This is a genomic window from Bacillus velezensis (assembly GCF_001461825.1).
Lineage (GTDB): Bacteria > Bacillota > Bacilli > Bacillales > Bacillaceae > Bacillus > Bacillus velezensis.
Genome location: NZ_LLZC01000020.1, coordinates 378145 through 395569, shown reverse-complemented (window position 1 = coordinate 395569; position 17425 = coordinate 378145). Strand labels below are relative to the sequence as shown.

Annotated in this window: 16 protein-coding genes and 3 riboswitches; of the genes, 9 read left to right on the top strand and 7 right to left on the bottom strand. The window is 45.0% G+C overall.

Features of this window, described 5'->3' with window-relative positions:
* The first annotated feature begins 155 nt into the window (after positions 1-155).
* Positions 156-983: a BglG family transcription antiterminator LicT gene (licT, locus tag AR442_RS17050; RefSeq protein ID WP_014419248.1), complete on the top strand. Its 828-nt coding sequence runs from the start codon at positions 156-158 to the stop codon at positions 981-983.
* Between the two features lie 231 nt (positions 984-1214).
* Positions 1215-1946, top strand: coding sequence for a beta-glucanase (gene bglS, locus AR442_RS17045; RefSeq protein ID WP_014419247.1), 732 nt, complete (start codon positions 1215-1217; stop codon positions 1944-1946).
* 41 nt (positions 1947-1987) lie between these two features.
* On the opposite strand, the gene citH is transcribed toward bglS, so the two are convergent.
* Positions 1988-3268 (bottom strand): citrate transporter CitH, encoded by a 1281-nt coding sequence (gene citH, locus AR442_RS17040; RefSeq protein ID WP_014419246.1) that lies wholly within the window; start codon positions 3266-3268, stop codon positions 1988-1990.
* A 200-nt stretch (positions 3269-3468) separates the two neighbouring features.
* On the opposite strand from citH, the gene AR442_RS17035 reads away from it, so the two are divergent.
* The 4 genes from AR442_RS17035 to AR442_RS17020 all read left to right on the top strand — a co-directional run bounded on the left by AR442_RS17035 (position 3469) and on the right by AR442_RS17020 (position 7527).
* Positions 3469-5520 carry a catalase gene (locus AR442_RS17035; protein WP_014419245.1) on the top strand — a complete coding sequence of 684 codons (2052 nt, stop codon included), beginning with the start codon at positions 3469-3471 and terminating at the stop codon, positions 5518-5520.
* 185 nt (positions 5521-5705) lie between these two features.
* On the top strand, positions 5706-6389 hold the full coding sequence (locus tag AR442_RS17030) for a hypothetical protein (RefSeq protein WP_014419244.1): 684 nt from the start codon (positions 5706-5708) through the stop codon (positions 6387-6389).
* Between the two features lie 74 nt (positions 6390-6463).
* Complete coding sequence (locus AR442_RS17025; RefSeq protein ID WP_046341506.1) at positions 6464-6712, top strand: hypothetical protein; 249 nt, start codon at positions 6464-6466, stop codon at positions 6710-6712.
* Between the two features lie 140 nt (positions 6713-6852).
* Complete coding sequence (locus tag AR442_RS17020; RefSeq protein ID WP_014419243.1) at positions 6853-7527, top strand: DUF3298 and DUF4163 domain-containing protein; 675 nt, start codon at positions 6853-6855, stop codon at positions 7525-7527.
* 46 nt (positions 7528-7573) lie between these two features.
* On the opposite strand, the gene AR442_RS17015 is transcribed toward AR442_RS17020, so the two are convergent.
* On the bottom strand, positions 7574-8767 hold the full coding sequence (locus tag AR442_RS17015) for a NupC/NupG family nucleoside CNT transporter (RefSeq protein WP_014419242.1): 1194 nt from the start codon (positions 8765-8767) through the stop codon (positions 7574-7576).
* A gap of 135 nt (positions 8768-8902) precedes the next feature.
* Positions 8903-9003, bottom strand: a riboswitch (purine riboswitch).
* A 363-nt stretch (positions 9004-9366) separates the two neighbouring features.
* Here AR442_RS17015 and AR442_RS17010 point away from each other — a divergent pair.
* Positions 9367-10248, top strand: coding sequence for a methyltransferase domain-containing protein (locus tag AR442_RS17010; RefSeq protein WP_014419241.1), 882 nt, complete (start codon positions 9367-9369; stop codon positions 10246-10248).
* Positions 10249-10281: 33 nt separating this feature from the next.
* Here the strand turns inward: AR442_RS17010 and AR442_RS17005 are convergent, their stop codons facing one another.
* The 4 genes from AR442_RS17005 to pepT all read right to left on the bottom strand — a co-directional run bounded on the left by AR442_RS17005 (position 10282) and on the right by pepT (position 14222).
* The gene (locus AR442_RS17005) at positions 10282-11418 is read right to left on the bottom strand and encodes a 5-methyltetrahydropteroyltriglutamate--homocysteine S-methyltransferase (protein WP_014419240.1); all 1137 of its coding nucleotides are present in this window, start codon (positions 11416-11418) and stop codon (positions 10282-10284) included.
* Between the two features lie 77 nt (positions 11419-11495).
* Positions 11496-11582: riboswitch (SAM riboswitch) on the bottom strand.
* An 83-nt stretch (positions 11583-11665) separates the two neighbouring features.
* Complete coding sequence (locus tag AR442_RS17000; protein ID WP_014419239.1) at positions 11666-12142, bottom strand: LURP-one-related/scramblase family protein; 477 nt, start codon at positions 12140-12142, stop codon at positions 11666-11668.
* 103 nt (positions 12143-12245) lie between these two features.
* Complete coding sequence (locus AR442_RS20680; protein WP_003150808.1) at positions 12246-12413, bottom strand: hypothetical protein; 168 nt, start codon at positions 12411-12413, stop codon at positions 12246-12248.
* Between the two features lie 576 nt (positions 12414-12989).
* The gene (gene pepT / locus AR442_RS16995) at positions 12990-14222 is read right to left on the bottom strand and encodes a peptidase T (protein ID WP_053285308.1); all 1233 of its coding nucleotides are present in this window, start codon (positions 14220-14222) and stop codon (positions 12990-12992) included.
* A gap of 210 nt (positions 14223-14432) precedes the next feature.
* On the opposite strand from pepT, the gene galE reads away from it, so the two are divergent.
* Positions 14433-15449 carry a UDP-glucose 4-epimerase GalE gene (gene galE / locus AR442_RS16990; protein ID WP_014419237.1) on the top strand — a complete coding sequence of 339 codons (1017 nt, stop codon included), beginning with the start codon at positions 14433-14435 and terminating at the stop codon, positions 15447-15449.
* Between the two features lie 46 nt (positions 15450-15495).
* On the opposite strand, the gene AR442_RS16985 is transcribed toward galE, so the two are convergent.
* Entirely contained in the window at positions 15496-16035 is a 540-nt protein-coding gene (locus tag AR442_RS16985) for a DUF4352 domain-containing protein (RefSeq protein WP_119834765.1), read from the bottom strand.
* A gap of 345 nt (positions 16036-16380) precedes the next feature.
* Positions 16381-16482: riboswitch (guanidine-I (ykkC/yxkD leader) on the top strand.
* 65 nt (positions 16483-16547) lie between these two features.
* On the opposite strand from AR442_RS16985, the gene AR442_RS16980 reads away from it, so the two are divergent.
* Positions 16548-17384, top strand: coding sequence for a YitT family protein (locus AR442_RS16980; RefSeq protein WP_003150818.1), 837 nt, complete (start codon positions 16548-16550; stop codon positions 17382-17384).
* The last annotated feature ends 41 nt before the right edge of the window (positions 17385-17425 follow it).

Here is a 17425-nt window from a genome sequence, read left to right as displayed (position 1 = left end):
AAACCGGTTCTCTGCATTATATGCGCCGCTGCCTCATCGTTGGACAAAGATTTCTGAACGGCGTTTTCTGATTGACATGGAGATATTGACCTAGTTCAAAAAGAATGTACAATCAAGGTGTAGCAGGTAAATGGTCAGGCGGGAGGGAGACAGAATTGAAGATTGCGAAAGTCATTAATAATAATGTCGTCAGTGTGCTCAAAGAAGGCAATCAGGAATTGGTCATCATGGGCCGGGGCATTGCTTTTCAAAAGAAAACGGGAGACCCGGTAGATGAAGCCCGCATTGAGAAAGTGTTCACGCTCGATAACAAAGATGTATCCGAAAAGTTCAAAACCCTTTTGTATGATATCCCGATCGAATGTATGGAAGTATCCGAAGAGATTATCAGCTATGCGAAATTACAGCTCGGCAAAAAGCTCAATGACAGCATCTATGTGTCGCTGACCGACCATATTAACTTTGCCATCCAGCGCAACCGAAAAGGGCTGGATATCAAAAATGCCTTACTGTGGGAAACGAAACGGCTGTACAAAGACGAATTTGCAATCGGCAAACAAGCGTTGGCCATGGTAAAAAACAAGACTGGCGTGTCTCTGCCGGAGGATGAAGCAGGCTTTATTGCGCTGCATATTGTCAATGCCGAGCTGAATGAAGAGATGCCCAATATCATCAACATTACAAAAGTCATGCAAGAGATTTTGAGTATCGTAAAATACCATTTTAAGATTGACTTCAACGAGGAATCACTTCACTATTATCGGTTTGTCACCCACTTAAAGTTTTTCGCGCAGCGTCTTTTTAACGGCACACATATCGAAAGCCAGGACGATTTTTTGCTGGAGACAGTGAAAGAAAAATACCATCGGGCGTATGAATGCACGAAGAAAATCCAAACATGCATTGAGAGGGCGTATGAACACAAGCTCACCAGTGACGAGCTGCTGTATTTAACGATTCACATAGAAAGGGTAGTCAAATAAGCATAATGAAAGCGTTGGCATTTTTTTCTTCATTCACATATGATCTTGTTAGGATTGTTACTGATCAGCAGGCAAAACCTAAATTACAATGAGCGCTGATTTCTGTTTGTGCTGATGGTAATTTAGGTTTTTTAAGATTCATTATTATCATTATTCTGACCGATGTCCCCTTTTAACAGAATCATGTATGATCGATAAAGAAATCGCTTTCAAAGAAAGGGGAATGCCGACATGTTTTATCGTATGAAACGAGTGCTGCTGCTTCTTGTCACTGGATTGTTTTTGAGTTTGTGTGCGATCACTTCTACTGCATCAGCTCAAACAGGCGGATCGTTTTTTGAACCTTTTAACAGCTATAACTCCGGATTATGGAAAAAAGCAAATGGTTACTCCAATGGAGATATGTTCAACTGCACGTGGCGTGCAAATAATGTATCCATGACGTCATCAGGTGAAATGCGTTTGGCGCTGACAAGCCCGTCTTATAACAAGTTTGACTGCGGGGAAAACCGCTCTGTTCAAACCTATGGTTATGGACTTTATGAAGTCAGAATGAAACCGGCTAAAAACACAGGGATCGTTTCATCGTTCTTCACTTATACAGGTCCAACGGATGGCACTCCTTGGGATGAGATTGATATCGAATTTTTAGGAAAAGACACAACGAAGGTTCAATTTAACTATTATACAAATGGTGCAGGAAACCATGAGAAGATTGTTGATCTCGGGTTTGATGCAGCCAATGCCTATCATACGTATGCATTCGATTGGCAGGCAAACTCTATTAAATGGTATGTCGACGGGCAATTAAAACATACTGCAACAAACCAAATTCCGACAACACCTGGAAAGATTATGATGAACTTGTGGAATGGGATAGGTGTCGATGACTGGCTCGGTTCCTACAATGGTGTAAATCCGCTATACGCTCATTATGACTGGGTGCGCTATACAAAAAAATAATGTACAGAAAAGGATTTCCGCCAACGGAAATCCTTTTTTAATTAAAACGAAATAATCCCAATCAAAAGCGCCGCAATCGTCATCACAATCGTTGTCCCCACGGCCCATTTAATAGTGAATTTTTGATGATCGCCAAAGCTGACACCCGCCATTCCGACCAATAGATAGGTGGATGGCACAAGCGGGCTGAGCAGATGCACAGGCTGCCCCAGCAAGGAGGCCCTTCCGATTTCAGCGGCGTCTATTCCGTAAGCGGAAGCGGCTTCGGCAATGATGGGAAGGACACCGAAGTAAAAGGCGTCATTCGACATGAAAAAGGTGAAGGGCATGCTGGCAATCGCAGTGATCAACGGCAAATGCGGGCCCATGGCATCAGGGATGAGGGAAACGAGAGAATGCGCCATCGCATCCACCATTTTTGTGCCGGAGAGAATGCCTGTGAATATGCCCGCAGCAAACACCATTGAGACAACGTTTAATGCATTACCCGCATGCGCTGAGATCCGTTTTTGCTGCTCTTTGACATTTGGATAGTTGACCATCAAGGCGATGGCGAACGCGATCATAAAAAGAACAGGGATTGGCAGCAGGCTGGTGATCAGCGCGGCCATCAGGGCGACAGTCAGCAGCAGGTTGAACCATTGGAGAGCCGGACGCTTCAGCGGCGCTGCCTCCGGATCAGAAGACGGTGCGTGTTCAATCGAAATGATGCCGAGCCGCTTCCGTTCTTTTTTTCCGAGGAGATAAGCAACGGCGATCACCCAGAGAACGCCGGCGATCATAGCGGGAATCAGCGGCGTAAAGACTTCCGACGTGTCCAATTTCAAGGAAGCTAAAACCCTCGCCGTCGGCCCGCCCCACGGAATAATATTCATGACTCCCGAACCGAGCATCGCAATACCCGCCAGCACCAAACGGTTCATGCCGAGCCGTTTGTAAAGGGGCAGCATAGCCGCAATCGTAATCATATACGTTGTTGTCCCATCTCCGTCCAGCGAAATGGTCATCGTCAGAACCGCTGTGCCGATGGCGATTTTTAACGGGTCCCCTTTGACAAGCGATAGGATTTTGGCAATGAGGGGATCAAACAGACCTGAGTCAATCATAATGCCGAAATACAGGATGGCGAATAACAGCATAATCCCGGTAGGAGCGAGGTCTGTAACGCCTTGAATCATCATCTCGCCGAGATCTTTGCCAAATCCGCTGATCAGGGCAAACACAACAGGAACGACAATCAAAGCAATAAGAGCGGAAAGCCGGTTAGACATAATAAGATACATAAAGACAATCATCATCACAAAACCGAGTATGGCAAGCACGATATGACCTCCCCTGTTCAACAGCTGTATTGGTAAGCGCTTTCACGATTTATTTCTGTGAAAATGGCTTATTTCAAAATGTGTATGACCGCATATGTAAATACAGACCTAAAATCCTAATGATCGGATCAGCAGTTTATATGAAGAACGCCGCGGGTAAATGTGCTGTAGAATGTTTCGTTTTAAAAGGGGGAACTGACATGAGTGATGATCAAAACAAACGAGTAAATGAACACTCAAAGGACGAACAGCTGGAGCAGTACCGGTCTGATAACAGCGGCAAAAAAATGACGACCAATCAGGGGCTTCGCGTGTCTGAGGATGAGCATTCTTTAAAAGCGGGCGTCCGCGGCCCCACGCTGATGGAGGATTTTCATTTTCGTGAAAAAATGACGCACTTTGACCACGAGCGGATTCCGGAACGGGTCGTTCATGCGCGCGGGTACGGCGTTCATGGGCATTTTCAGGTGTACGAACCGATGACGGAATATACACGGGCGAAATTTTTGCAGGACCCGTCCGTCAAAACACCTGTTTTCGTCCGTTTCTCAACAGTGGCGGGTTCCAAGGGGTCAGCCGACACCGTCCGTGACGCCAGGGGATTTGCGACGAAGTTTTATACTGAAGAAGGGAACTATGACCTCGTCGGAAACAATATTCCGGTGTTCTTCATTCAGGACGCGATCAAATTCCCGGATCTCGTTCACGCCATAAAACCGGAACCGCACAATGAAATGCCGCAGGCTGCGACGGCTCATGATACGTTCTGGGATTTTGTCGCAAACAATCCTGAATCCGCGCACATGGTCATGTGGACGATGTCTGACCGCGGCATCCCGCGAAGCTATCGGATGATGGAGGGCTTCGGCGTGCATACGTTCCGTTTCGTCAACGAGAAAGGAAAAGCGCGCTTTGTCAAATTCCACTGGAAACCCGTGCTCGGCGTTCATTCCCTCGTATGGGATGAAGCGCAGAAAATTGCCGGGAAAGATCCCGATTTCAACCGCCGTGACCTGTGGGAAACGATTGAAAACGGCGGCAAAGTCGAGTATGAGCTCGGTGTTCAGATGATTGACGAAGAAGACGAGTTCAAATTCGATTTCGATATCCTTGATCCGACGAAGCTGTGGCCGGAGGAGTTGGTTCCCGTCAAGCTGATCGGAAAAATGACCCTTGACCGCAATCAGGACAATGTCTTTGCGGAAACGGAACAGGTTGCATTTCACCCGGGAAATGTCGTGCCGGGCATTGATTTCACCAATGATCCGCTTCTTCAAGGCCGGCTTTTCTCTTATACAGATACACAGCTCATCCGTCTTGGCGGGCCGAATTTTCACGAGATTCCGATCAACCGGCCGGTCTGCCCGTTCCATAACAACCAATACGACGGCTACCACCGGATGACGATTAATAAGGGCCCTGTCGCCTATCATAAAAATTCCCTGCAGAACAATGATCCGTCGCCGGCCTCAGAAGAAGAAGGCGGATACGTTCATTACCAGGAAAAAGTAGAAGGCAGAAAAATCCGCCAGCGCAGTGAGAGCTTCAATGACTATTTTTCTCAGGCCAAGATGTTCTGGAACAGTATGTCTCCTGCTGAGAAAGAACATATCATCTCCGCGTTCTGTTTTGAAGTCGGAAAAGTGAACAGCAAGGATGTGCAGCAGCAGGTGGTTGATGTCTTCAGTCACGTCGACGCCGGGCTAGCCGAGCGTGTTGCGAAAGGAATCGGCGTGAACCCGCCGCCGAAGGATCGTGAATCTGATGAAACGTTCACTTCCCCGGCCTTAAGCCAGGAAAACACGGTGAAGACGGCAGCGACAAGGCAGGTTGCGGTTTTAACCGACCACGGGTTTTCTGATGAGAAAGTCAAACAAGTGCTTGATGCATGCAAACAGGCGGGAGTCAGAGCCGATATCATCAGCCCCGCGCTTGGGACCGTGAAGGGAGAAAACGGCACGGAGCTCGAAGCGTCAGCCACTTTCCTGACAGCGGATTCCGTCCTGTACGACGCTGTTTTCATTCCGGGCGGAAAACAAAGCACAGACAGCCTCAAAGCCCAAAAATCGGCCAGAGACTTCGTTAACGAAGCCTTCAGCCATTACAAAGCGATCGGCGCCTCCGGTGAAGGAAAAGAACTTCTCGCCCTCGCCGCCGGAACCGAAAACGGCCCCGGCCTTGTTCCGGACGGAAACCATGAACAATTTCTGAAGGCCGTGGCTGAGCATCGGCATTGGGACAGAAACATATAAGAATATATTTGAGTGCCTCTGAAAATGAGGCACTTTTTAAGTTATTAGAGTAGAATAACGAGAGTTGAGTTAATAATAGAACAAACTAAAAATTTAATCTCTATATTACTTGAACTGAAGTTGATTTTTAGTTAACATAAGTTTAAAGTTAGTAATTATCTCGCGATAAAAGTTAGGAGAGTTTTATGAAAAAGAGAAGCCGTGGATTTCCGCGATTTAATTTAGAAAATACTTTAAAGTTTGCTAAGTTAATAAGAAGTTATTCAGGAGATAGCGATATTGAAAAAGACTTAATAACAAAAGCTCTGGGATATAAAAAATACAGCGGGGCTGTAGGCAACAAAATAGCATCCTTAAAACACTTTGGATTATTAGAAAGATCCTCTGGTAATTATAAGCTGACTCAGCTTTCCAAAAGGATAATTGATTCAATGAGTGAGAAGGATTTTCAAAGTGCTTTGAGAACAGCATTTCTTCAACCAGAACTATTTGCTGAACTTTTTAATAAGTATTCAAGTGAAGGAGCAATTCCAGATAATTTACCTGAGATTTTAAATGCATATCATGAAATTTCAGATAACAGTAGTGAATATGCCTCTAGGATTTTCATTGAGTCAGCTTTATTCGCTAATATAATACATAAAAATAAAAGAATAATAAAATCAAATAGAGAGGAAACATTTATGGATAAAAAAAACAGCACTCCAAGAGAAGCGTTAGAACAAGGAACTATTGAAATGCAAAGGTTCGATTTTTCCCTTACTAATGGCAAATCTGCAAAAATTATAGTACCGGGGACATTAATTAAGAGAGACATTCAAATTATTCGAAAACAGATTGAAACTTTGGAACTTCAAGTAGAAGAATAATAAAAGCAGAGGGATACATAGTGAAGCCGTTTACCGAAAAACAACTCGAAGAATATTACCGGCGTGACGAAAACATGATGATTTTGGTGTTTGCCCAATGGTGCGTCAATCATGACCTTGATCCGATGGCCATTTACAGCAAGGCTTATCCCGGACAGCCTTTAAACGAAGAGCTGCGAAAAACGGCTGAAGAACTTGTCGTGCCGAAGGAGGAATCAGAACCGATTCCTGATCAAACCGTCATCGGCGTTTTGGAGATGTTCGGCAACTCCGATTTGGCGGAAGCCGTTTATGAAGCCATTGCGCAAAGACCTTCACGGTAAAAGAGGCGTGGATTTTCCATGTCTCTTTTTTTCATGGAGAAAATGTGAAAGAAGGCCCAGAAACAATTTGCTGATCTGCGCTGTCTATAGAGTGTAATCCGTTTTCAAAAAGGGAACGGTAATGAAAAGGAGGAGTTGTGATGAAAAAGGCATTCAAAATGATGGCGGCTGTGCTCTTAACCGTGCTGACAGCCGCGCCGTTCGGAGGTTTCGCGCCTTCAGCCGAGGCCGCGCAAACCGCAAAGCCCGTTGTCAAAAGCCATACGTATAAGCATGTAAAGCAGCTGACATACCCCGAGGTCACAAATACGGGAAACTCATCTTTTGAAAAGAAAATCAATCAGGACTTTAAACGTTATATTGAACAATCGTACAAAGAATATGTGAAAAACAAAAAAGACGGTGAGAAACAAGGCTACAAAGCGGAATACCAGGCAGATTTCAAGGTGAAGTATAATCAAGACGGCAAGCTCAGCATTCAGACGGAAGACTACAGTTACACAGGCGGCGCACACGGGCTGACATCCGTTCAGACCTTTAATTACGACCTGGCCGCAAAAAAACGGGTCACACTCGATAATGTGCTGAATACAAAAACGAAAGCTAACAAAACGAGAGACTATCTTTACGGCTACATCAAGAAACATGACGATCTGTTTGACCAGGACGTTAAAAAACAGGAGATCATCCTGAATAACGAAAGACCTTTCTTCTTTACGAAAAACGGCATTGCCGTTGTGTTCGGACAATATGATCTCGGACCGTACGCGGCAGGAATCCGGGACGTTTTCGTACCTGCATCCGTCTATCAATAAAAAAAGCGATATCACTCCAAAACGGAGCGGTATCGCTTTTTTTCTTTTACCAGACAAACAATCCGACAATCGCCGCGCTCAATAAGGAAACGGCAATTCCGCTGACAAGCAGCTTCCAGACGTTTTTTCCGATGATGGCTGATTTTTCACCATCAAGCAGAGATTGATAAGATCCGTAGATCATACCGATGGTGCTGAAGTTTGCGAATGATGTCAGGAATGTCGTAGCCACGGCAATCGTGTGCGGCGGAAGTGAATTCAGCTGCCCTTTCAGATCGGCCATTGCCACAAATTCATTTGTCGCGAGCTTGATGCCCATCAGCTGTGCGACATACATCGCGTCATGTCCGCCTAATCCGAGAAGGAAGGCAAACGGACTGAAGATGTATGAGAAAATCTTTTGAATGGTCAAACCGTGCATGAACAGTCCGAGTACGCCGTTTAACGCGGCCGTTAACGCCACATAGCCGATCACCATCGCTAAAATGACAATGACCATGTTCATGCCGACAAGCATACTGTTAGAAATCGTGGAGAAGAAGTCTTTTTTCTCCGCTTTTGAAGGAACGTATATAATATCGTCCTCTTTAGAAACGTCCACGGGATTCAGCATATTGGCGATTAAAAGCGCGTTTAAGCAATTCAGCGGGATGGCTGTAAACACATAAGTGGACGGAACCATCGTCAAGTACGATCCGATGATCGAGCCGCTGATGCTGCTCATGCTCATCAGCCCGAATGTCAGAAGCCGATTGTTGCTGACGGCGGCAAGCTGCTGGCGGATGACGGCTAAAGCTTCCGTATTTCCTAAAAACATCATCTGGATGGAGAAAAAGCTCTCCAGCTTCGGCAGACGGGATATTTTAGAAATCAGCCAGCCGATTTTATCAATGAGCCACGGCAGAATACCGAAATACGACAGCATATCAAAGAAGGTCACGACGAAGATAATCGGCAGCAATGCGCTGAAGAAAAAATCAACCGTCGGATTGGCCATAACAGACGGAAAAGCGAACGCAATCCCTTGACTGGCGCAGGAAATCAGCCATGTAAAGAACGCGCCGATCTTCCCGATGACAAAGCCGCCGACTTTTGTCCCTAACATAAACCAAGTAATCAGAAACTCAAAGACGAGGAGCATGACAATCGGACGCCATTTAATCTTCTTCTTGTTGGGAGAGCATAAGAAAACAACAGCCATGACAACAATGAGACCGACAATGTTCAATAAAAAGTACATGTGAGCAACTCCTATAAGGGTATTATGGAAATAAAAAAAACTCTTATTCGTCACAAATTCCTGAAAGCCAGAAAGTGTGATAAATAAGAGCCAAAAGAAAAGAATAGACAGCGTCATATGCTTTTCACTCGTTCAAATTTATGCAAACTTTCTTGTAGTCTAGTCTTTTACGGCACTAGGTAGAAACAATCAGACCATATTACTGATCATATACAAGAATAACGATATTACATGAGATAGCAGTATTTTATCGTTTCAATTTTTGAAAATCAACCTTTTTAGATATTTTCAAAATAATAAATTTATATTATAAATAAAGAAAATAAAGGATGTTCATAAGTAATTGGATAATAAAGGTTTAAAATACCCCCAAAAACCGTTCCGGTTCATTGTAAAGACGGGATGCAGCTGATAAAATGGATCTGAGGGCACAGCCTTCAAAAGACGGCAGAAAAGGGGTCATTTTCGTGATCATTCAGTTCATTCGTTACAGATAATGAGAGGTATAGATAAATAGGTTAAACCTTCCAATTTGGCGAGGTTTATTTGTCTATGCCTTTTTCATTTCATCGGAATAACGAATGAATGAGGTGTTTTTTTTGACGTCTATAAAAAGAAAACGCGCGGAATTACTGCAATCATGCCAGTCCGTGTTCAGGTGTCCGCTATGCCGGTCGGCCATGGCGGTCTCACAATACAAAAGCTTGATTTGCGGACAGGGGCATACATTTGATATATCAAAACAAGGATATGTGAATTTCCTCAATAAATCGGTCAAAACCCGCTATGACAGGCAGCTGTTCGAAGCGAGACGCGAGCTTTTTGACAGCCGGGAATTTTTTGGGCCGGTTCAAAAGGAGATCGCCGCCGTCATCAGCCGTAAGCAATCTCCGCATAAACCGGCGGCGATATTGGATGCGGGGTGCGGAGAAGGCTCTCATTTAGCCGCCGTATGCAAATTGCTTCAGCCCGCTTTTTCCGTGACGGGAATCGGCATTGATCTCTCGAAAGAAGGTGTGCTGCACGCCGCAAAGGCCTTCGGGAATCATATGGTGTTTGCCGTCGCTGATGTGGCGGATGCGCCGTTTGCCGACAGCTGTTTTGATGTCGTAATGTCCGTTTTATCACCTTGGAATTACAAGGAATGCAGCAGGCTTTTAAAAAAGGGCGGCACAGTCATTAAAGCGGTGCCGCGGCGTGATTATTTGAAGGAAGTAAGGGAATTCTTCTTCGGAGACAGTCCTCGGCGGAATGACACCGCCGATTCTGCGGCCGGACGATTCCAAGCGGGCTTTCAAACCTTTGAGCGCAAACCGCTGTGTTACACGAAGACCTTATCGCAGCCTGACCTCGAGCGGCTTGTGAAAATGACGCCCTTAACATGGAAATGTAATGATGACAGCATCCGGCGGTTTATCAGCCGGAAAGAGGCTGCTGTCACGATAGATATCGATATTTTAATCGGAACCGGTCCGCTGTAAAACAGAAAAGACACGCTAAACGCGTGTCTTTTTTTATTTCCAGACTTCACCGGCAATGTTGACGACATGGCGCAGTTTCGCCCATTGCTGTTCTTCTGTGATCAGGTTTCCTTCCTCAGTGGAGGCGAATCCGCATTGCGGGCTGAGGCAAAGCTGATCCAGGCTGACATATTGTGAAGCTTCTTCAATCCGGCGTTTAATCGCGTCCTTGTCTTCAAGTTCGCCATGTTTCGACGTAATCAATCCAAGCACAAGCTGAAGATCAGAGCGTTTGACATAGCGGAGCGGTTCAAAGCCGCCGGAGCGGGAATCATCATATTCCAGGAACAATCCGTCAAGGTCAAGCCCGTCAAAAATCGTTTCAGCCGCTGCATCATAGCCGCCTTCAGCCGTCCATGTGGATTGGAAGTTGCCGCGGCAGATATGCATCGTAACCTTCAGATCGTCAGGGCGGTCCTTGATGGCGTCATTAATGGAAGCGGCAAACAGCTTGCGCAGCTCATCCGGCGTTGTGCCGAAAGCTTCAATCTGACGAAGCCCCGCTTCCGATAAGAAAACGGCCCATGCGGTGTCATCGAGCTGAAGGTAGCGGCACCCGGCGTCATAGAAAGCTTGAATCGCTTTTTTATACGCCTTTGACACATCGTGCTGAAATTGTTTGTAATCATTCTGGTAGGACGCTTTTTCCAATTTTCCGCGGAAAAACAGCATATTCGGACTTGGGATGGTCATTTTCGGAACAGCATCGCCGGCAATGCTGTGCAGGAATTTATAATCTTCGAGCATCGGATGCTGAGAAAAATCAATATCTCCCGTTACTTTAATGCCGCGCGCTTTCGTCTGTACGTTGTGAAACTGAATGCCGCTTTCAGGCGTAAATGCTTCGACGCCGTCTAAGTTTTCGAGAAAATCAAAATGCCACCAGGCACGGCGGAATTCGCCGTCAGTCACGACATTGAGGCCGGTTTCTTTCTGCTTTTCCACACTGCGGATGATTTCTCTGTTTTCGATTTCGCGCAGCTGTTCTGCCGAAATCTCACCCGTCGCTCTTTGCAGGCGGGCTTGCTTCACAGCCGCCGGCCGCAGCAGGCTTCCGACCTGATCCGCGCGAAACGGCGGGTTTTTTCTTAGAAGCGTATGCAATGGTTGTTCTGTGTTTTGCTGTGACATGAACGATTCCTTCTTTCCTGATGAAATATAAAAAGCTCTTCCCTCGGATAGGGAAGAGCTTGCGTCCGCAAATCTCAACCTTATCTTCAGGATTTAGCACCATTCTGCTGAACAGCGGTTGCCGGGTATCATAGGGCCAGTCCCTCCACCTCTCTTGATAAGGAAATATGCTATTTTTCAGAATAAACTGTAATACTCTTAATCTTAGTATGTTTTCTCATATTGTCAATATATTTCGATAAATATTTTATTTATCACCCTCAAATAGAATCATATCTATCACAATGGCGATCGCGAGACAAAGAACGATATCCTCTTCCTTTTCAATCTGCAAATGATAGGAATCGCCCCAGCTCATCCATGATTTACTGACGGTCATCCGGTTTGATTTTCCGTCTGTCACTTGAAAATTCCGGCCCCACACATCGCCGGTAAGATCCCAGCCGAGTCCGGAAATTTCAAATTTCGGTTTGAATAACGTGACTTTCTTGATGACTTGGCAGACGGGTTTGCCGCTGACGGAAATCTCGTAACGGGGAACGAGCGACATCAGTTTCTGATTGACGCTGGCGAGCGTGCGGCCGTCCAAATCAGTCAGCTTCAGTTCATCACCGAATGAAAACAGCTTTCCTTCAACATTGTAGACTTCTTTCCCGCTTTCAAGAAACACTTGAAAACGATTCTTAAACGTCAACATCCGCTCTTTGATATAAAAATGGTACATAAAAAAACTCCTTTTTTATGTTGTACGAAAAAAGGAGGCGGATGGTTTCATATCGGCCGGGTGCATAAAAAAAAGGCTGCCGATTTTGCGGCAGCTGTCGTTTTTATGATAGCGGCATCCGGCGTTTTTGACGGATCGCATTTAAATCAATGATGTTATTCGTGTCGGCAGCTGTCACCAGCGGGCTTGTCTTTGGCGTTTTCCGGCGGTTGTCCTTACTGAAAGAGAAAACAAGATACCCTGTCAAAGCAGCAAAAATAAGTAGCATCATTTTACATACCTCCCAAAAAAAGTTTTGGTATTATTATTGTACGAAAAAACAAACGAAAAGTATTCAAACAATTGTCACTTTTTTAAAAAATAACGTCATTTTCCGTAAAAATGACTATGGGTTGAAGAAATTTTGCTCTTGTTGTGGTTCTATAGATTGTATCGGCTGATGAATGATGATCGTTTATATAACTTTTTCACTATTTTTTGTAAGAGTCTAATTAACCACTTCGTTGTTTTCGTTTGCCTTGTGTTATTCAGTACCCTAAAAAACCTTATAATATGCAAAATAACTGCTTCTAACAGATGACTGCGGAATGACAGCGCTTTCTTTATTTTTTTAAAGAAAACGAGATGTTATCTTAAAAAAATCGTTTGAACATTTTCCGCAGCTTTTTAAAAGGGTTTGATTTCGTCTCCAGAACACGCGGGTCTTTTAAGGTTTTTTTTAATTCTTTCGCTACAGTCCCTCTTGCCATAGTCTTCACTCCTTCTTTCCATTTCATACCTTATATACGGAAAGAAAGGAGGAAAGGTTTCATGTGAAAGAAAAAAACCAAAGCAGGGGGCTTTGGTTTTAAGCGCGCTCTTCAAAGAGCCTGGCGATTTCAACAATGACGTTTACCGCCTTTTCCATATGATCGACGGAAATGTATTCATATTTTCCGTGGAAGTTTTGGCCGCCCGTAAAAATGTTCGGTGTCGGCAGCCCCATGTAAGAGAGCTGTGATCCGTCGGTTCCGCCCCGGATCGGTTCGATAATCGGTTCGATGTCGAGGTTTTTCATGGCTTGATAGGCGACATCGACTATCTCTTTGACCGGTTCGATTTTTTCTCTCATGTTGTAATATTGATCACGCAGTTCAAGCTTGATGCTTTCCTTGCCGTATTTGGCCGCCAGCGCATCGGCGGTTTTCTGCATATATTCTTTTCGTTCTGCAAAGCGGTCTCTGTCAAAGTCTCTGATGATGTACGACAGGGCGGCTTCAGAAACGTCTCCGTTCATGGAAAGTAAATGATAGAAGCCTTCATACCCTTCCGTATATTCCGGCGCTTCTTCTTTCGGCAGCGCGTGATGAAATTCCATCGCGATTTTTGAAGCGTTGACCATTTTGTTTTTCGCCGTTCCCGGGTGGACGCTTTTTCCGTAACAAGTCAGCTTTGCGGCGGCTGCGTTAAAGCTTTCATATTGCAGTTCGCCGAGGGGGCCTCCGTCTATCGTGTAGGCGAATGCGGCGTTGAAGCGGCCGACATCGAATTTGTGAGGGCCTCTGCCGATTTCTTCATCGGGCGTGAACGCGACCCGGATCGTTCCGTGTTTGATGTCCGGATGTTTGATCAAGTATGCCATTGCCGTCATAATTTCGGCAATGCCCGCTTTGTTGTCGGCTCCGAGCAGCGTCGTGCCGTCTGTTGTGATCAGCGTCTGGCCTTTATAGCGGGAGAGCTCCGGGAATTGCTCAGGCGACAGGACGACATTGAGTTTGTCATTCAAAACGATATCATGTCCGTCGTAGCTCTCAATAATCTGAGGATTCACATTTTTTCCGGTAAAATCGGTCGCGGTGTCCACGTGAGCCAGAAAACCGACAGTCGGCACGTCTTTATCCGTATTCGCCGGCAGAGTCGCCATGACGTACCCATTGTCATCGACTGTGATGTCTGTCATGCCGATCGACTTTAATTCATCTGCCAGCATGTTGGCCAATGTCAGCTGGCCGGGGGTTGAAGGGCAGTTTTCATTGTTTTCGTCAGACTGTGTATCGACTTTTACGTAAGAGGTAAAGCGTTCAATGATTTCATTTTTCATACCGTCATCTCCTTTGTCTTATCTTACCATGCGCGGGGGAGGGATTTCTATTTCACAACCGGTTTGATTCGAGGGCTCTGTGTTTTACGCGAATGAAAACAAATTATGAAGAAACGATGACTAAACGATTAAACTTTTTGGAAATGGATGTTTGAGAAAGAAAAAACCGATATAATATGGTCAATTCATTCAATAGAGGAGGCTTTCTTCATGGCGATTTTAGTGACAGGCGGAGCGGGTTATATCGGAAGCCACACATGTGTCGAGCTGTTAAACGGCGGCTATGACATCGTGGTTCTGGATAATCTGTCAAATAGTTCACCGGAAGCATTGGAGCGTGTGAAAGACATTACCGGAAAAGGGCTTGTGTTTTATGAAGCGGATCTCCTTGACCGTGATGCCGTTCACCGGGTGTTTGCTGAAAATGAGATTGAAGCCGTCATTCATTTTGCGGGATTAAAAGCGGTCGGTGAGTCTGTGGCTGTTCCGCTCCGTTATTATCATAATAATCTGACGGGGACGTTTATTTTATGTGAAGCCATGCAGGCACACGGTGTGAAAAAAATCGTCTTCAGTTCTTCAGCGACGGTTTACGGCGTTCCGGAAACAACGCCGATCACTGAGGATTTTCCATTAAGCGCGACCAATCCTTACGGGCAGACAAAGCTGATGCTGGAACAGATTTTACGCGATCTGCATAAAGCGGACTCTGAATGGAGCATTGCGCTGCTCCGCTACTTTAATCCGTTCGGCGCGCACCCGAGCGGCCGGATCGGAGAAGACCCGAACGGCATCCCGAATAATTTAATGCCGTACGTCGCCCAAGTCGCTGTCGGCAAGCTTGAGCAATTGCAGGTGTTCGGCAATGATTATCCGACAAAGGACGGCACCGGCGTGCGGGATTACATCCATGTCGTTGACCTTGCCGAGGGCCACGTCAGAGCGCTTGAGAAGGTGCTGAACACAACAGGCGCGGATGCCTATAATCTCGGCACGGGAAGAGGCTACAGCGTCCTTGAGATGGTCAAGGCGTTTGAAAAAGTATCAGGAAAAGAAGTGCCGTACCGTTTTGCCGCCCGGCGCCCGGGAGACATCGCCGCATGCTTCGCAGACCCGGCAAAAGCGAAGGCTGAATTAGGCTGGGAAGCAAAGCGCGGGCTTGAAGAAATGTGCGCCGACTCTTGGAAGTGGCAGTCCTCCAATGTGAACGGGTACCAAAAGGTGTAAAAAGAAAGAGACCTTCAAATGGTGAAGGTCTCTTTTATTACGGTCATTATTTAATTTTCACTTCAACATCGTTGCTGAACTTTAATTTCCAAGTGCCTTTAGAGTATGCGTTTTTATCAACTTCAAAAGCTTTTACGTCAGTAACTTTAATGTTCGGGTTCAAGTCACTTAAAATTTTACTGTTGTCTACTTTTGTTTCTGTTGCATAGCTTGAAGAAGCATCAATATCTGAATCATAGGATGTTCCTTTAGAATCTACTAATTTCGCTCTTGGAATGGAGAAAGAGCTTAACGGCTTGTTTGAAACATTTTTAACTGTGTATTGAACAGCTACGATAACGCCGCCGTCAGACGCTTTTTTCTCGACAAATTGAGAGCCTACTGAATCTCTTTTTTCCACTTTGGTAACAGTAACTTCAGTTTTCTCAGTCTTAACAGTGTCACCGATGTTATACAGTTTTTCCTTGGATTCCGCAGCTTTTGAAGACGCGGTTTTAGATGATGAAGATCCGCCTCCGCCGCCGATGTTTACGAGAATGATAATAACCACTACTGCCAGAAGCAATGTGATAATTTTATGTCTCATAAAAAAGTTTCTCTGATCTTTACCGCAGTTTGGGCATTTTTTAACGCCTTTAGCGATTTCTTTGCCGCATGCCTTACAAGACACCAGGTTGCCTGCCATAATATTTCCTCCTATGTAAACTATTTCTTAAAAACTACATACTATAATGCCTGTAAAATAACCTATAGTCAATAATATTTTGAGAAAAAAGTATTTTAATGATTTTTTAGTCATGTATTTTAAGGGTCTTTTTTAGTATCGGCAGATCGTTCGGATTTTTTATAGATTTATTGAAAAAAGAGTGGTTGAACATGTTCGTGATTTCCCGTATAATCTTGAAAGATATACAAAAACTGAACATAAAAAACAGTGGTTTTCTAGGGTTCCGCAATGCTGAATTGGTCTGGACCGAGAGAAAACACACAGCAGGTTCCTGCTGTGACACGTTGGGATAAAAGCCCGGGAGTTTCTGCTCTTTTGATGAAGAGTGCTCTCCCGGGCTTTTTTGATTTTATAAAAAAGGAGTGTCTGGGATGAAAAAGAGATTGCTGGATGTGCTGATGCTGATTATTGGAGCTTTTATCTTTGCTTTGGCCGTTAACTTATTCGCCATTCCGAATGATCTTGGAGAGGGCGGGGTAACGGGAATCACCCTGATCTTGTACTATGTGTTTGAATGGTCGCCCGGGGTGACGAATATCATTTTGAACGGGATCTTATTGATTATCGGATATAAATTTTTAGACGGAAAAACAACGCTTTATACGATCATTACCGTTGTTGCCAACTCACTGTTTCTGCATCTGACGCATGATTGGCACTCGCCTTCACATGAACTCATTATTAATACTATTTTTGCGGGTGTGTTTGCCGGTGTCGGAATCGGGATCATTATTCGAGTCGGAGGCACGACTGCGGGTTCTGCCATTTTGGCGAGGATTGCGAACAAATATCTCGATTGGAACATCAGCTATGCGCTTTTGTTCTTTGATCTGATTGTCGTCTTCAGTTCTTATTTCATCATCGGTGCGGAAAAAATGATGTTTACCATTGTCATGCTGTACATCGGAACGAAGGTAATGGACTTTATCATTGAAGGCCTGAATACGAAAAAAGCGGTGACGATTATATCTGAGCATAAGCACGAAATCGCTGAACAGGTCAACACGCTTATGGACAGAGGGGTTACGCTGCTGTCGGGTAAAGGAAATTACACGGGGCAGTCGAAGGAAATTTTATATATCGTCATCCAGAAACAAGAGCTTTCCATGCTCAAAAAAATTATTAAAAGCTGTGATACAAAAGCGTTTGTCATTGTTCATGATGTGCGTGACGTCTTTGGCGAAGGCTTCGTCGATATCTCTAAATAAAAAGAATCCCTCTGCCGGCGCGGAGGGTTTTTTTCTTATGC

Bases quoted from the DNA above. Each gene is read 5' to 3' on its own strand.
- AR442_RS17000 (WP_014419239.1), bottom strand. From the start codon at position 12,142: ATGTACCATTTTTATATCAAAGAGCGGATGTTGACGTTTAAGAATCGT.
- AR442_RS17035 (WP_014419245.1), top strand. From the start codon at position 3,469: ATGAGTGATGATCAAAACAAACGAGTAAATGAACACTCAAAGGACGAA.
- bglS (WP_014419247.1), top strand. From the start codon at position 1,215: ATGTTTTATCGTATGAAACGAGTGCTGCTGCTTCTTGTCACTGGATTG.
- AR442_RS20680 (WP_003150808.1), bottom strand. From the start codon at position 12,413: ATGATGCTACTTATTTTTGCTGCTTTGACAGGGTATCTTGTTTTCTCT.
- AR442_RS17020 (WP_014419243.1), top strand. From the start codon at position 6,853: ATGAAAAAGGCATTCAAAATGATGGCGGCTGTGCTCTTAACCGTGCTG.
- AR442_RS16980 (WP_003150818.1), top strand. From the start codon at position 16,548: ATGAAAAAGAGATTGCTGGATGTGCTGATGCTGATTATTGGAGCTTTT.
- AR442_RS17030 (WP_014419244.1), top strand. From the start codon at position 5,706: ATGAAAAAGAGAAGCCGTGGATTTCCGCGATTTAATTTAGAAAATACT.
- AR442_RS16985 (WP_119834765.1), bottom strand. From the start codon at position 16,035: ATGAGACATAAAATTATCACATTGCTTCTGGCAGTAGTGGTTATTATC.
- AR442_RS17005 (WP_014419240.1), bottom strand. From the start codon at position 11,418: ATGTCACAGCAAAACACAGAACAACCATTGCATACGCTTCTAAGAAAA.
- AR442_RS17015 (WP_014419242.1), bottom strand. From the start codon at position 8,767: ATGTACTTTTTATTGAACATTGTCGGTCTCATTGTTGTCATGGCTGTT.
- pepT (WP_053285308.1), bottom strand. From the start codon at position 14,222: ATGAAAAATGAAATCATTGAACGCTTTACCTCTTACGTAAAAGTCGAT.
- AR442_RS17025 (WP_046341506.1), top strand. From the start codon at position 6,464: ATGATGATTTTGGTGTTTGCCCAATGGTGCGTCAATCATGACCTTGAT.
- galE (WP_014419237.1), top strand. From the start codon at position 14,433: ATGGCGATTTTAGTGACAGGCGGAGCGGGTTATATCGGAAGCCACACA.